Origin of the sequence: Pedobacter jeongneungensis (assembly GCF_039538295.1) — a bacterium.
Taxonomy (GTDB): domain Bacteria; phylum Bacteroidota; class Bacteroidia; order Sphingobacteriales; family Sphingobacteriaceae; genus Pedobacter; species Pedobacter jeongneungensis.
Window position 1 is genome coordinate 35,668 of record NZ_BAABBY010000007.1, and the last position, 13,662, is coordinate 49,329.

General features: G+C 38.8%; 13 protein-coding genes. 8 read left to right on the forward strand and 5 right to left on the reverse strand.

Annotation, left to right across the window (positions count from 1 at the left end; all coding sequences use genetic code 11):
- Positions 1-52: 52 nt before the first annotated feature.
- The 4 genes from ABD769_RS14365 to typA form a co-directional block, all read right to left on the reverse strand.
- On the reverse strand, positions 53-1,243 hold the full coding sequence (locus tag ABD769_RS14365) for a serine hydrolase domain-containing protein (protein WP_344852111.1): 1,191 nt from the start codon (positions 1,241-1,243) through the stop codon (positions 53-55).
- A gap of 39 nt (positions 1,244-1,282) precedes the next feature.
- Positions 1,283-2,197, reverse strand: coding sequence for a lysophospholipid acyltransferase family protein (locus tag ABD769_RS14370; RefSeq protein ID WP_344852112.1), 915 nt, complete (start codon positions 2,195-2,197; stop codon positions 1,283-1,285).
- Positions 2,198-2,290: 93 nt separating this feature from the next.
- Complete coding sequence (locus ABD769_RS14375; RefSeq protein WP_344852113.1) at positions 2,291-3,217, reverse strand: lysophospholipid acyltransferase family protein; 927 nt, start codon at positions 3,215-3,217, stop codon at positions 2,291-2,293.
- 327 nt (positions 3,218-3,544) lie between these two features.
- On the reverse strand, positions 3,545-5,350 hold the full coding sequence (gene typA, locus ABD769_RS14380) for a translational GTPase TypA (protein ID WP_344852114.1): 1,806 nt from the start codon (positions 5,348-5,350) through the stop codon (positions 3,545-3,547).
- A gap of 246 nt (positions 5,351-5,596) precedes the next feature.
- On the opposite strand from typA, the gene ABD769_RS14385 reads away from it, so the two are divergent.
- Together ABD769_RS14385 and ABD769_RS14390 are read left to right on the forward strand one after the other, a co-directional pair.
- Positions 5,597-6,010 carry a hypothetical protein gene (locus tag ABD769_RS14385; RefSeq protein ID WP_344852115.1) on the forward strand — a complete coding sequence of 138 codons (414 nt, stop codon included), beginning with the start codon at positions 5,597-5,599 and terminating at the stop codon, positions 6,008-6,010.
- A 63-nt stretch (positions 6,011-6,073) separates the two neighbouring features.
- Positions 6,074-6,751, forward strand: a complete 678-nt coding sequence (locus ABD769_RS14390; protein ID WP_344852116.1) for a TIGR02117 family protein — start codon at positions 6,074-6,076, stop codon at positions 6,749-6,751.
- A gap of 231 nt (positions 6,752-6,982) precedes the next feature.
- Here the strand turns inward: ABD769_RS14390 and ABD769_RS14395 are convergent, their stop codons facing one another.
- Positions 6,983-7,795 (reverse strand): alpha/beta hydrolase, encoded by an 813-nt coding sequence (locus ABD769_RS14395; protein WP_344852117.1) that lies wholly within the window; start codon positions 7,793-7,795, stop codon positions 6,983-6,985.
- 180 nt (positions 7,796-7,975) lie between these two features.
- Between ABD769_RS14395 and ABD769_RS14400 the strand changes: the two genes are divergently transcribed.
- The 6 genes from ABD769_RS14400 (at position 7,976) to ABD769_RS14425 (ending at position 13,650) form a co-directional block, all read left to right on the forward strand.
- Entirely contained in the window at positions 7,976-8,683 is a 708-nt protein-coding gene (locus tag ABD769_RS14400; protein ID WP_344852118.1) for an esterase family protein, read from the forward strand.
- A 103-nt stretch (positions 8,684-8,786) separates the two neighbouring features.
- Positions 8,787-9,833, forward strand: coding sequence for an ATP-grasp domain-containing protein (locus ABD769_RS14405; RefSeq protein ID WP_344852119.1), 1,047 nt, complete (start codon positions 8,787-8,789; stop codon positions 9,831-9,833).
- A 29-nt stretch (positions 9,834-9,862) separates the two neighbouring features.
- On the forward strand, positions 9,863-10,963 hold the full coding sequence (locus ABD769_RS14410; RefSeq protein ID WP_029274724.1) for a carboxylate-amine ligase: 1,101 nt from the start codon (positions 9,863-9,865) through the stop codon (positions 10,961-10,963).
- 6 nt (positions 10,964-10,969) lie between these two features.
- Positions 10,970-11,797, forward strand: a complete 828-nt coding sequence (locus ABD769_RS14415) for a type 1 glutamine amidotransferase (RefSeq protein ID WP_344852120.1) — start codon at positions 10,970-10,972, stop codon at positions 11,795-11,797.
- 182 nt (positions 11,798-11,979) lie between these two features.
- The gene (locus ABD769_RS14420; protein ID WP_344852121.1) at positions 11,980-13,167 is read left to right on the forward strand and encodes a hypothetical protein; all 1,188 of its coding nucleotides are present in this window, start codon (positions 11,980-11,982) and stop codon (positions 13,165-13,167) included.
- 324 nt (positions 13,168-13,491) lie between these two features.
- On the forward strand, positions 13,492-13,650 hold the full coding sequence (locus ABD769_RS14425; RefSeq protein WP_082458743.1) for a FeoB-associated Cys-rich membrane protein: 159 nt from the start codon (positions 13,492-13,494) through the stop codon (positions 13,648-13,650).
- Positions 13,651-13,662 lie beyond the last annotated feature (12 nt).

Here is a 13,662-nt window from a genome sequence, read left to right on the forward strand (position 1 = left end):
CATCCGTGTTTATCTGTGTACATCAGTGGTTAAAAAAACATGTCCCCGGTGGCTAACCCTTAGGATAACTAAATGGTAAAGCACTTAAATACCTGCTGATTTTCCGGTAAGGATAATTACCTGCACCATGACCGGCAAATTGCACAATAATGGTATTCGTTTTCGGATCAACATATAATCTTTGCCCCAACATCCCTTCTGCAGCATAATCGCCCTTATCGCCTTCCTGCGGAATCCACCAAAGGTAATGATGTGCCGATTTTTGCCAGCCTTTTGCCGATGCTGGTTTTTCAATACCAATATTAACCGATTGATTTACCCAATCTTCGGGAATAACCTGTTTTCCGTTAAACCTACCCTTATTTAAATATAACCGGCCAATTTTAGCAAAATCAATGGCAGTTACCTGGAAACGACTGGCGGTATTGGTTAAACCGTTTATTTGATCCAGCCCCCAGGTGGCGTTATATTCAGCCCCGATCTTCTTCCAAATACTGGCTTCAAAATATTGCGCTACCGATTTACCGGTTGCCTTTTTTAAAACCCAGCCCAATAAAATCGGATCGATGCTTTTATACACCCAAACTGTACCGGGCTTATTTACCAGTTTAACTTTCATTAACTGGGCTTTCATATCATTAGTATAATAATATTTGGCTTCATCAGAAAAAAATGCCTTTACAATTCCACCCAGAGCATCCTGAAATTCTAAACCAGATTTCATGTCCAAAAGGTTTTTTAAAGTAATCTGTTCGAAAGCGGGGTTCGATTTTAATTCGGGAATATACTGTGTTACCTTATCATTTAAACTTTTAATGCTGCGATCTGCCAATGCCTCACCAATTGTAATAGAAATCATGCTCTTAGCCCCCGAAAATATACTTGTTAAGGTGCTATCGCTATAATCCTTATCATATCGTTCATATAAAATACTATCATTCCTGATGACGATAAAAACATTTACCTGCCCGTTTTTTAAATAGGTTTTTAAAGGAATGGAGTGATTATCTCCATCTAACACATGAAGCGTATCCAGATCATTCCGTTGTTTCACAGCGCTGATAAAATGAAAAGCTGAATCACTTTTATGAGAAATTTCCTGTGGAAAAATTTTATAGGTTTCGGCGTTGGGTGTTCTATATCTTAATACCCTTATTAAGTAGGGTTTCCAAAGGAATAGTAAAACCAAAAATAAAAGAAGCGCATAAAATAAAATTACAAGTGTTTTTTTAAAGATTTTCATCAGAAGCGAATATGCCGTCAAATATAAAATATTTAAAATTTACGCCTGCTTTAACATTTCATTTGCTTTCAGAGAAGCACTTATCCGGGGTTTATATTTCCATCGTTTATGGCTCCATAACCAATATTCTGGTTGTTCTCTGATCATATCTTCCAAATAGCGGGTATGCAGCTCTGTAATTTCAAATTCTGCGGTTTCAGATGGATTTAAACATAGTGGAACACAATCTACACTGTAAAAACCGCGTTTAAGTACATTTATTTTAAAATAAAAAATCGGTTGACCGGTACGTTTGGCGATTTTTTCAATCCCCAATTGCACCGAACTTGGCTGATGCATAAAAGTAGTCCAGTAATGCGATTCATCTTTTGAAGGTGCCTGATCGTTTCCAAAACTAAATATACTTGGCTTACCTTTGCTGGCCTGCAAAGCACGCATGGTTTGGCGCATGGCAATGAGTTTATTTCCGAACCTGCCCCTAACTTTTTTAAACCAGCTATCGAATACCGGATTGGTTAGAGGTTTATAGATTGGATAATGATCTGCCTGAAAATTGAGCCCGATGCCCAGCGTGCCCCACTCCCAGTTACCATAATGTGCTGCGCAGATCAATACGCTTTCCCCGCGGTCTAAATAAGCCTGAACCTGAGCCTTATTTTTAAAAATGAAACGTTTTTCTACTTCTTCTTTAGAAATGCTGTTCATTTTTACAATCTCAAATATCAGTGAAGCCAGGTAACGGTAAAAACGTTTTTCGATATTAACGATTTCTTTTATTGGTTTATCAGGAAGGGCATTTATTAGATTTTCCCTCACCACTTTCCGGCGGTAGCCGAAAACAAAATAAAGCAGCAGATATGCTCCATCGGCCAGAATGTATAAAACAGATAGTGGAAACAGAGATAATACGCCTAAAAAAAATATTCCCAAACGGGAAATCCCCTTTTTAATCATACCAGAATTAGTTGAATCGCTAAATTAAAAAGCAACTCAAAAAACTATGCCACAAGAATGTTAGATTTTAATTTTAGACAAATGGATTAGCCTTTAAGCTATCGCATCCATAATATTTCGATCATGTGTAACCACTTTCTGAACTTTCTGTTCTGGTTTGTATTTCCACCTGCGGTGGCTCCACAACCAATAAGCCGGCGCTTCTTTGATCATATCTTCCAAAAAGCGGGTATGCATCTCTGTAATTTCAAATTCAGCAGTTTCTGCCGGATTTAAACAGATCGGCACACAATCTACTTCATAATAGCCTCTTTTTAAATGATTTATTTTCAGGTAAAAAACAGGACGGTTGGTTTTTTTGGCAATTTTTTCTACACCCAGCTGGATTGATGATTCCTGGTTTAAAAACATGGTCCAGTAGTTCGATTCATCTTTTGAAGGCGCCTGATCGCTACCAAAAGTAAACATGGTAGCTTCATTTTTACTCGCCTGGATGGCCCTTAAAGTTTGGCGCATGGATACCATATGGTTACCAAATTTGCTCCTCATATTCAGGAACCAGTTATCGAAAGCTTCGCTGCTTAAAGGTTTATAAATGGGATAATGCTGGCCCGAAAAGTTTAAACCTATGGCCATGCAAACCCACTCGTAATTGCCGTAATGTGACGAACAGAAGATTACGCTTTCGTTATTTTTAAGGTAAGCTTCAACCAGATCGACATTTTTGAATCTGACTCTTTTATTAAGCTCCTTTTTAGAAATGCTTTTCATTTTAATCACTTCGATAAAAAGTGAAGCCAAAAATTTATAGAACCGTTTTTCTATAGCATAAATTTCGGAATCGTTTTTCCCGGGAAAGGCATTGGTCAGATTTTCCTTAACCACCTTTCTACGGTAGCCAAAAACATAAAAAATCAATACATAAAAAGCATCTGCCAATCTATATAAAAGAAATAGTGGCAAAAGAGAGAGCACATTTAATAAAAATATACCCACCTTGGATAACCCTTTATTAATCATGATTTGGGATGATTAGTTTGCTTGTTAAGCTGCAAAATTAAAAGCTGCAGGAAAATTAATTGCCATCCAATTGTTAATTTTTTACTCCTGTAAGTTTTATGAAAAAGTGTTGACACAAAAGCATCGTTCTGATTAATTATCAAATTGAAAAGCAATAAATTATCCTAAAATCTTATCAGGATTTTATCACTACCTGAAGTTCCAACTAATCTTTATTTTAAGAGTTGACAACTTCCAGGCCCTGTTTGTTAACCCGAATAAAACCATCTAAACGCAAAAAGCCCCGATTTACACCGGGGCTTTATTAATCTGTATGAAGTTATGGGTTTAAGCGAACTGCTTTCCTTTAACTTTACGCTCTTGTTCTGTTAAAAAGATTTTACGTAAACGCATACTTGCAGGTGTAACCTCGATATACTCATCAGCCTGGATATACTCCATAGCCTCTTCTAAAGAGAATTTAATTGCAGGTGCAATACGGGTGTTATCATCTGTACCAGAAGCACGCATGTTGGTTAAAGCTTTACCTTTTACTACGTTTACTACTAAATCGTTATCACGGATGTGCTCACCCATAATCTGACCTTCGTAAACATCGGTTCCCGGATCGATGAAGAAACGACCTCTATCTTGTAACTTATCGATTGAATAAGCTGTAGTTTGTCCTTTTTCCATTGAAACCAATACACCATTTAAACGACCAGGGATTGTACCTTTCCAAGGCTCGTAAGCTTTGAAACGGTGTGCCATAATCGCTTCACCTGCTGTAGCAGTTAAAACGTTGTTACGTAAACCAATGATACCACGTGCCGGGATTTCGAACTCTAAGTGTTGTAAATCGCCTTTTGGCTCCATAATTAACAACTCACCTTTACGCTGGGTTACCAATTCGATTACTTTACCAGAAACTTCTGCAGGAACATCAACGATCAGTGTTTCGATCGGCTCATGTTTTTTACCATCGATTTCTTTGACGATTACCTGAGGCTGACCTACCTGAATCTCGTAACCTTCACGACGCATCGTTTCGATTAGTACAGATAAATGGAGAATACCACGACCGTAAACCAACCAGGCATCAGGAGAAGCTGTTTCTACAACTTTCAAAGCGAGGTTTTTCTCAGTTTCTTTAATTAAACGCTCTTTAATACGTTGAGAAGTTACTAATTTACCTTCTTTACCGAAAAACGGAGAATTGTTGATGGTGAACAACATGTTCATTGTTGGCTCATCAATGCTGATAACCGGTAATTGTTCTGGTGCTTCAAAATCAGCGATAGTATCACCAATATCAAAACCATCAATACCTACAACAGCACAAATATCACCCGAACTTACTTCTGTGGTACGGATTTTTCCTAAACCTTCGAAAGTATAAAGTTCTTTTACCCTTGTTTTAACGATTTTGCCATCACGTTTAATTAAAGTTACCGGTTGGTTTTCTTTAATGGTACCACGGTGAACACGACCAATTGCAATACGACCTACGAAAGATGAATAATCTAACGAAGTAATCTGCATTTGTAAAGTACCTTCGTTAATTGGTGCCGGCGGGATGTTGGCCACAACCGCATCCAATAAAGCAAAAATATCTGTAGTTGGTTTTTGCCAGTCGGTACTCATCCAGCCTTGTTTAGATGAACCGTAAATTACCGGGAAATCCAATTGCTCTTCAGTTGCTTCAAGGTTAAAGAACAATTCGAAAATCTGCTCATAAACCTCTTCAGGGCGACAGTTTTCTTTATCCACTTTGTTTACCACCACAATTGGTTTTAAACCAAGGGCTAAAGCTTTTTGCGTTACGAAACGTGTTTGAGGCATTGCACCTTCAAAAGCATCGCAAAGTAAAAGTACACCATCTGCCATTTTCAAAACACGCTCTACCTCACCGCCGAAATCCGCGTGACCAGGAGTGTCAATAATGTTAATTTTTACGTCTTTGTACTGAACAGATACGTTTTTAGATACAATCGTGATACCACGCTCGCGCTCTAAATCGTTGTTATCCAATATCAAATCTCCTGTTTGTTCGTTGTCACGAAAAATAGAACAAGAGTGTAAAATCTTATCAACCAACGTGGTTTTACCGTGGTCAACGTGTGCTATAATAGCTATATTTCTAATCTTTTGCATAAAATGCGCCTCAAATTTGGCGCAAAGATAGTGTTTTGAAATGGAATTTCTACTATATAACTCACTATTTAATGCTATGATAATGTTGCAATTATCTCATTTTTAAACAGAAAGGCGAAGCGCTTCTTTTTTCAATCAATTATAGGTTCGAACAAGGTGTTTAATAGAAACCATAATCTTTAAATTAGCTGCAATAAATTATAAATTTTCTAGCTTTATTGAATTACGCAATTTTATATAGTAATTATGATAGTTAAAGCCATCGCATTAAGAATGGTAATCGGTTTTGTTCTTGTGGTTTTACCTGCTTATGTTTTTTCTCAAAAAGCATTCGAATACGAATATTATACAGGAAAAACCAAAGATATGACCATTAAACTTTCATTGGCAGACGGATATATTGCAGCCAGTGAAATTAGAACCGTCGCTTTTAAGAACAAAAAAGCTTCGAGGTTTTTAACGGAAACAGGTTACGAACAGGCCGACCGGAAAATGAAGTTTTACCACTATTCCGCAGCAAAGAAGGAATTTCCGGATTATTTTATCATAGAAAACATCAGGGATACCTACGAGCAACTACCTAAAGAAATGCGCGGTAAATATTATTTCAAAAATGAGGTAATTCCTTTCACCCTAAAAATTTCTGCAAGCCACCATTAGGGTTACCATTCGTTATTGACTGTATTAATAATTGTTGATTGATGATCATTTATATTAAACAGCATGACTAAAAAGATTCTTCGCTATACCCGTAATTCACTTTTTACACTTATTGGCCTTATCTTCCTCTATTTTCTCTGCGCTTTTTGTTTCTCCCGCATAACAGTCAATAAAAACCCGGTAAACAAACAGGAAATTCCAATCTATATCATGACTAATGGGGTACATACCGACCTCGTGGTTCAGGCTGTGAATACAGAAATGAACTGGACGAAAGCAATCAGTTATCAAAACACTTTAGAAGCCGACAGCACTTATCAATACCTGGCCTTGGGCTGGGGCGATAAAAAGTTCTACCTCGAAACACCAGAGTTTTCGGATTTAAAATTAAGTAACGGTTTAAGGGCAATCTCGGGACTGAGTACATCGGCCATGCATACTACTTATTACAAGTACATTAAAGAAGATGCGAACTGTAAAAAAATCATGATCAGCAAAACACAGTATCATTTATTAATCGGTTATATTTTGAACAGTTTTACGAAAGACGAATCAGGGCGTTTAATAAACGTTAAATCTAACATTCATTACGATATTGGCGATGCTTTTTATGAAGCCAATGGCAGCTATAGTATTTTTAAAACCTGTAACACCTGGGCCAACGGCGCTTTAAAAAGTTGCGGGCAACGAAGTTGCCTATGGACGATTTTTGATACGGGTATTTTTTTGAAGTATGAGTAGAAGTGCTCGTCCTTCTCGACTAGAGCGCAGCTCCCCTCGTACCGTCATTTCGAGCGGAGTGCAACGTAGCCGAGAACCACGTAAGTGCTCAGCGAAGCTAAATCTATCGAGACAGATTTCAGTGGTTCGTCACCTTGATCCGATAGCTCTCAGATTTATTTCAGGGTCTTTCATGCAAGATTAGATCTCTCCGCTCCACTGCGTTCCGGTCGAGATGACGTTATCTATTTACTAAACCTCAAACGCCCAATCCAAAAAAGCAGGCATTACACTTTCCCAGGTGGGTACATCATGTTTACCACCAACTCTTTCGTAATAAAAAACATTTTCGGGTCTTTTATAACCTTTCTTAAGGAGTATTTTAACAATATCAATCGTATCATCAATTGAATCGATGATCATATTTTTATTCCGGTCGGCCTTTTCATCTTCTGTACCGGTCATTAACCAGAATTTCATCTCCGGTTTGGTAGCGGTATTTTCAATTTTTGCATGCATAACGCGGTCGGCATCGGTATAACCATCTGCCAGGTCTTTTTTTCTCCACCAAAATGCACCAGAAAAAACACCAATGACATCAAAAGCGGCAGGATTGTTCCAGGCAATATCAAAAGCAGATAAACCACCTAGAGAGAAACCTGCAAAACCAACCTTACCGGTTATGGGCATCGCAATTTTCTTTTTAACAAAAGGCAGCAATTCTTTAATCACAAAATCATTGTAAAGCCGGGCTTTCGCGCCGCGGCCTTTAAAATCGGGTACTTCTGCAACGCCATACTCCATCAGCCGCTCTTCTGATGCCTTAATGGCTACAACAATTAACCTGTGATTTCTTTTGCCATGATGTGCATCTTCCAAAATCCGCCTGAAGTTCATTTTGGCAACATCCTGTCCGTCGTTTAAGAATAAAAGTTCTATTTTCTCATTCCCTAAAATACCTTCAGGTGTATAAATATCTATTTCTACATCGTGCTTTAAATAAGCCGATGGTATTTTAAAGTTGCTGATATTAACTTTTACCGATAAAATTGTTGTGTATATCATAATCAAATCCCTATCACATGGCAATCGCCTCGAAATTTCGGGGCAAAGGTACAAATCTCGCTAAACTATTAATTACCAAAGCTTAATTTTTACACTGCGCTTTGATTTTACATCAATTTAGGGCTTAAACAATTCTTTTTACAGATTTAAATTTATACCTTAAGTCATTCAATTTTTATTATGGTTAAAGAAGAACATAAGAAATGGTACAGCCCGAATTTAAGTGGCGAAATCGACATGCTCATCTTTGGTCACGGTGGTATCCCTATTCTACTGTTCCCAACAAGCATGGGGCGATATTTTGAAAATAAGGATTTCAATTTAATAGATTCTGTTGAGGGGTTTATTAATGAAGGAAAAATTAAGATCTATTGTCCTGATGGCGTTGATAAATTGAGCTGGTACAACAAAAGTATCCATCCCGCAGACCGTGTTAAAAACCACATCTGGTACGACAAATACCTGCTTGAAGAAGTTGCGCCTCTGGCCCGTCAGGAAACCGGCCACAGCAAAATTATTACTGCGGGTTGTAGTTTCGGAGGTTATCACGCCGCAAATTTCGCTTTCAGACACCCATGGCTGGTGAGCCACATGTTTAGCATGAGCGGGGCTTTTGACATTTCGGGCCAGCTAGATGGTTTTTACAATGACGATGTGTATTTCAATAACCCCGTAGATTATCTGTTAAACAACAGTAACCCTGAACTGCATTACATGAAAATTGTGTTAGGCACAACCGACCGCGACATGTGCCGGCCAGACAATGAGCGTTTATCAGATATCCTCAGTAGAAAAGGTATCGACCACTGGCTTGATATCAGGCAAAATGCCGACCATGACTGGCCGATCTGGAGAGAAATGTTCCCCAATTATATTGCACAGCTTTAGTTTAGTCCTGCATCCCGAGTACTAAATTCAAAGTCAATTTAAACTATAATCACCAAACAATTAAACGATTAACCAGTTAAACAATTAAACTAACATAGTACCAATGAAAAAAATAGGGATTTTATTCGGACAGGAGCGTTCTTTTCCTGAAGCCGTTATCGAAAGAATCAATCAAAAAGCAGTAGATGGTATTACCGCTGAAGCGGTTAAAATCGACAAAATATTTCAGAATGCACCTTTAGGTTATTCGGTTATTATCGACCGCATTTCGCAGGATGTGCCTTTCTACCGTGCATCTTTAAAAAATGCCGCCATTACCGGAACGGCCGTAATCAACAATCCATTTTGGTGGAGTGCTGATGAGAAATTTTTCAATAATGCACTGGCCGAACAAATTGGTGTGCCTGTACCAAAAACGGCTTTAATACCTTCAAGAGAACACCCTACCGGAACCACAGGCGAATCTTTTTCTAACTTAACAATGCCGTTAGATTGGGACGCCATTTTCGAATATACCGGTTTCCCGGCCTATATGAAACCTTACGATGGCGGGGGCTGGCGAGATGTTTATAAACTACATAACAAAGAAGATTTTTTTGATAAACACAGCGGCACACAACAACTGGTGATGCTTTTGCAGGAAGAAATCATTTTCGAAGAATATTTCAGGTGTTATTGCATTGGTGGCAAACATGTACGCATTATGCAGTACGATCCGCGCAACCCGCACCATTTACGTTATGCAACGGAGGGTAAATCGCCTGATCCAAAGCTGCTAAAAACGGTTGAGGAATATACCCTGAAATTATGCCAATATTTAGGCTACGACTTTAATACAGTAGAATTTGCCGTGCGCGATGGCGTGCCTATTGCAATCGATTTTTGTAATCCGGCGCCTGATGCAGATATTAATAGTGTTGGACAAGAGAATTTTGACTGGGTAGTAGAAACCACAGCAAATTATGCCATCGAAAGGGCAAAAGCACAAAAAGACGGTCAGGATAATTTAACCTGGGGCCAATACATAAAAGCTTCTGTTGGCGGTACACCATTAATTGCGAAAACTGCACCGAAAGCGGCAACAGTAAAAAAACTGACCACAACCGAAAAAGCGCCTGCAAAGCCTAAAAAAGCGGCAGCAAAAAAATAATTGGGATTTAAATTCTAATCAATATTAACATGAATGAGTTTACGCTGGGCATAGAAGAAGAATACATGGTAATTGATCCCGTTACCAGAGAGCTTACTTCGCATGACCAAAAAATTGTAGAAGCCGCACAAAAAATCCATAAAGACCAGGTAAAGGCAGAAATGCACCAGGCCGTAGTTGAAGTGGGCACCGGCATCTGCAAAACCACCACCGAAGCCCGTAAAGAAATTTCGCAGTTGCGTTATACTGTATCGCAACTTGCCGGAGAACAGGGGCTGAGAATCGGCGCGGCTGGTACCCACCCCTTTTCGCACTGGGAAAAACAGTTAATTACTGAACATCCCCGGTATAACGAAATTGTTAACGAACTGCAGGAAGCAGCCCGTTCTAACCTGATTTTCGGACTGCATGTACATGTGGGCTTCCAATCGCGCGAGCTGGCCATTCATATTGCCAATCAGGTGAGGTATTTTTTACCACACGTTTTTGCTTTATCAACTAATTCTCCTTTTTGGGAATCGCGGAATACAGGTTACAAATCTTTCCGGACCAAAATTTTCGATAAATTTCCGCGTACAGGAATTCCTGATATTTTTAACAGCATTGAAGATTACGATAACTATGTAAAACTGCTCATCAAAACCAATTGCATGGATAATGCAAAGAAGATCTGGTGGGATATCCGTGTGCATCCATTTTTCGATACCGTAGAATTTAGAATTTGCGATTGCCCGATGCTGATTGATGAAACCATGGCTTTTACGGCATTATTTCAGGCATTATGTGCTAAACTTTATAAACTGCGACTGCAGAATATGGAGTTTATCTCTTATTCAAGAGCTTTGATCAACGAAAATAAATGGCGTGCTGCCCGTTATGGCATTGATGGTAATTTAATCGATTTCGGTAAAGAAATGGAAGTAAACTGCCGCAACCTTATTTTAGAATTGCTCGATTTTGTAGATGATGTAGTTGATGATTTAGGTTGCCGTGATGACATTAATTATGTGCACAAAATCCTCGAGCATGGAACCGGCGCCGACAGGCAGTTGGCTGTTTACCAGCAAACTGGTAACTTTGAGGCCGTGGTAGATTACATTACCACTCAAACACTTATAGGCGCAAAGTAATTTAAAATGGATAAAAGAAGCTTAAAGGTGGCCGTTATCGATATGAATAACGGCGCACCCAATCAGGGCATGCGGGGGATTCAGGAAATTTTATCCCGTTTCAGAAATGAAAACAATATCGGTTTAACCTTTGATATTTTCGATTTAAGGCAAAAAGGTGAAATACCGGGTATTGAGTATGATGCTTATATTTCGAGCGGCGGTCCGGGGAGCCCGATTGAAAGTAAAGGGGAAAAATGGGAGAATGATTTTTTTAACCTCTTAGATCAGATTGAAGCTTTTAATCATGAAAATGAAGACAGAAAAAAATATGCTTTTTTAATATGTCATTCTTTTCAACTGGCCTGTAGAAAATACGAATTGGGCAATGTCACCGAAAGACGATCAAACGCTTTTGGGATTTTCCCGATTACACTGACTGAAGACGGAGAAAAAGATGAAATTTTTAACGGCATTACTAACCCGTTTTTTTCTGTTGATAGCCGCGATTGGCAGGTAATTGAACCCGATTTTGCAGCTTTTGAACGAAAAGGCGCAAAACTTTTAGCCATTGAAAAAGAGCGTAAACATGTTGATCTGGAACGCTGCATGATGTCGATTCGTTTTTCTGATGAAATTATAGGTACACAGTTTCATCCCGAGGCAGACCCGATAGGTATGAAAATGTATTTGCTCCAGGACGAAAAGAAAAAAGCCATTAGCGATATGCACGGGGAGCAGAAATACCTCGATATGTTAAACAGTTTAGACGATCCGGCAAGGATTGTACTCACACAAAGTATTATTTTACCTAATTTCCTGCAGAAAGCAATCGGAAACCTTCAGGAGGTGTAAACAAATGGCCGTCATTGCGAGGCACGAAGCAATCTTTCTTTCACCAACTCGTCATTTCGACTGGAGCACAGCGGAATGGAGAAATCTATTAAACCATTCTATGATAAACGTAAATAGATTTCTCCACTACGGTCGAAATGACGGTTCTGTTTTGACTAATAAATTGTAAACTAAATACAACTATGATACCCGCACAACGCCTAAAATATAATCAGCAGTTTTCTACAGAAAAGTATCAAAGCTTTTTAAATAAACTCGAAAGCGGCTATCCTCAAATTCCTTTCAGGGTGGCCGAAACACCGGTTTTCGTCCCGAAGGCATTAAAAGAGAAGTTGATTTTGGCTGGAGAAGAAATCATCAAACTGATTAAACAACCCAACTTTAAGGCCCTTACCGAAAAAGCAATTCCAACAGATTGGCATGTTCCAAACGAAAATGAACAACCGCATTTTTTAACCTTCGATTTTGGCATCTGTAAAGATAAAAGCGGAGAACTTACCCCAATGCTGATCGAAATGCAGGGCTTCCCTTCGTTATATGGTTTTCAGCACCATTTAGCTAAAACTTTTAAATCCAGTTTTGAGATAGACGACTCCGTCAACTATTTTTTAAATGGTTTTAATGAAGAAAAATATGTGGAGCTGTTAAAGGAAGTGATTATTGGTAAACACCGGCCAGAAGAGGTGGCTTTGATGGATGTAGATGCACTGAATCAAAAAACAGCGATCGATTTTTTCGTCACCCAAAAATTATTGGGCATCAAGATTCTCGCATTAGAAGATATCAAGAAAGTAGGTAAACAGTTATTTTACGAAGAAAACGGGAAACAGATTCAGTTAAAAAGGATTTATAACCGTTTAATCTTTGATGAAGTTGCCGATAATACTGAGATTTTCAAAAACAGTTTCGATCTACGCCAAGAACTTGATATTGAATGGGTAACGCACCCCAACTGGTTCTACCGGATCAGCAAATACACCATGCCATTTTTAAAAAGTGAATTTGTACCCGAAACCCGTTTTCTGAACGAAGTAAAAACCATCCCGGCCGATTTAGAAAACTATGTATTAAAGCCCTTATTTTCTTTCGCCGGCATGGGTGTAATTATTGATGTAACCGGGGCAGATCTAACCAATATCAAAGATCCCGAGAACTGGATTTTGCAGCGAAAAGTAAATTACGAACCCGCTGTTCAGGCAACGGATGGTGGTGTAAAAGCAGAAATCAGGATGATGTATTTATGGCCTGACGGCGGTGAACCACAGCTCTGCATCAGCCTGGCCAGGTTAAGCAGGGGCAAAATGATCGGTGTGCGTTATAATGCCAATTTCGATTGGGTTGGTGGTACGATTGGTTTTATGGAGGAATAATTCTCCTTTCTTAACCACAGAGCACACAGAAAAAAGGCATAGAGGTTACACAGAGAACAATATCTCCGTATTTTCTGTGAATCCGTGGCAAAACAAAAAACTACACTAAAATCTTCAATAACCATTCGGCCACGGAGACACGGATGGCACGGAAAACAATGCCTAAGTAATATCCCTCCGTGTTTTCTATGAATCCGTGGCAAAACATCTCTAAAACCGCTCAGTGTACTCCGTGTAAAACTCGGTTTTCTCTGTGGTAAAATACGCAGTAATAATTTACATTCAACTGAACACCAAAATACCAAAAGCCCTTATATTTGTATTATGGATATTCAAACGATTTTAGTCTTTTTACTTTTTGCGGTAGCATTGGTATATGTTGGCCGTTTGGTTTTTAAATCTTTACAGGTAAAAAAAGATGGTTGCGGTGGAAATTGCAAATGTGGCGTAGATTTTTCCGATATTAAGCCCGTAAAAAAATAATATCCCATCTTT

Bases quoted from the DNA above. Each gene is read 5' to 3' on its own strand.
- ABD769_RS14400 (WP_344852118.1), top strand. From the start codon at position 7,976: ATGGTTAAAGAAGAACATAAGAAATGGTACAGCCCGAATTTAAGTGGC.
- ABD769_RS14370 (WP_344852112.1), bottom strand. From the start codon at position 2,197: ATGATTAAAAAGGGGATTTCCCGTTTGGGAATATTTTTTTTAGGCGTA.
- ABD769_RS14385 (WP_344852115.1), top strand. From the start codon at position 5,597: ATGATAGTTAAAGCCATCGCATTAAGAATGGTAATCGGTTTTGTTCTT.
- ABD769_RS14415 (WP_344852120.1), top strand. From the start codon at position 10,970: ATGGATAAAAGAAGCTTAAAGGTGGCCGTTATCGATATGAATAACGGC.
- ABD769_RS14395 (WP_344852117.1), bottom strand. From the start codon at position 7,795: ATGATATACACAACAATTTTATCGGTAAAAGTTAATATCAGCAACTTT.
- ABD769_RS14420 (WP_344852121.1), top strand. From the start codon at position 11,980: ATGATACCCGCACAACGCCTAAAATATAATCAGCAGTTTTCTACAGAA.
- ABD769_RS14405 (WP_344852119.1), top strand. From the start codon at position 8,787: ATGAAAAAAATAGGGATTTTATTCGGACAGGAGCGTTCTTTTCCTGAA.
- ABD769_RS14410 (WP_029274724.1), top strand. From the start codon at position 9,863: ATGAATGAGTTTACGCTGGGCATAGAAGAAGAATACATGGTAATTGAT.
- ABD769_RS14365 (WP_344852111.1), bottom strand. From the start codon at position 1,243: ATGAAAATCTTTAAAAAAACACTTGTAATTTTATTTTATGCGCTTCTT.
- ABD769_RS14390 (WP_344852116.1), top strand. From the start codon at position 6,074: ATGACTAAAAAGATTCTTCGCTATACCCGTAATTCACTTTTTACACTT.
- ABD769_RS14375 (WP_344852113.1), bottom strand. From the start codon at position 3,217: ATGATTAATAAAGGGTTATCCAAGGTGGGTATATTTTTATTAAATGTG.
- typA (WP_344852114.1), bottom strand. From the start codon at position 5,350: ATGCAAAAGATTAGAAATATAGCTATTATAGCACACGTTGACCACGGT.
- ABD769_RS14425 (WP_082458743.1), top strand. From the start codon at position 13,492: ATGGATATTCAAACGATTTTAGTCTTTTTACTTTTTGCGGTAGCATTG.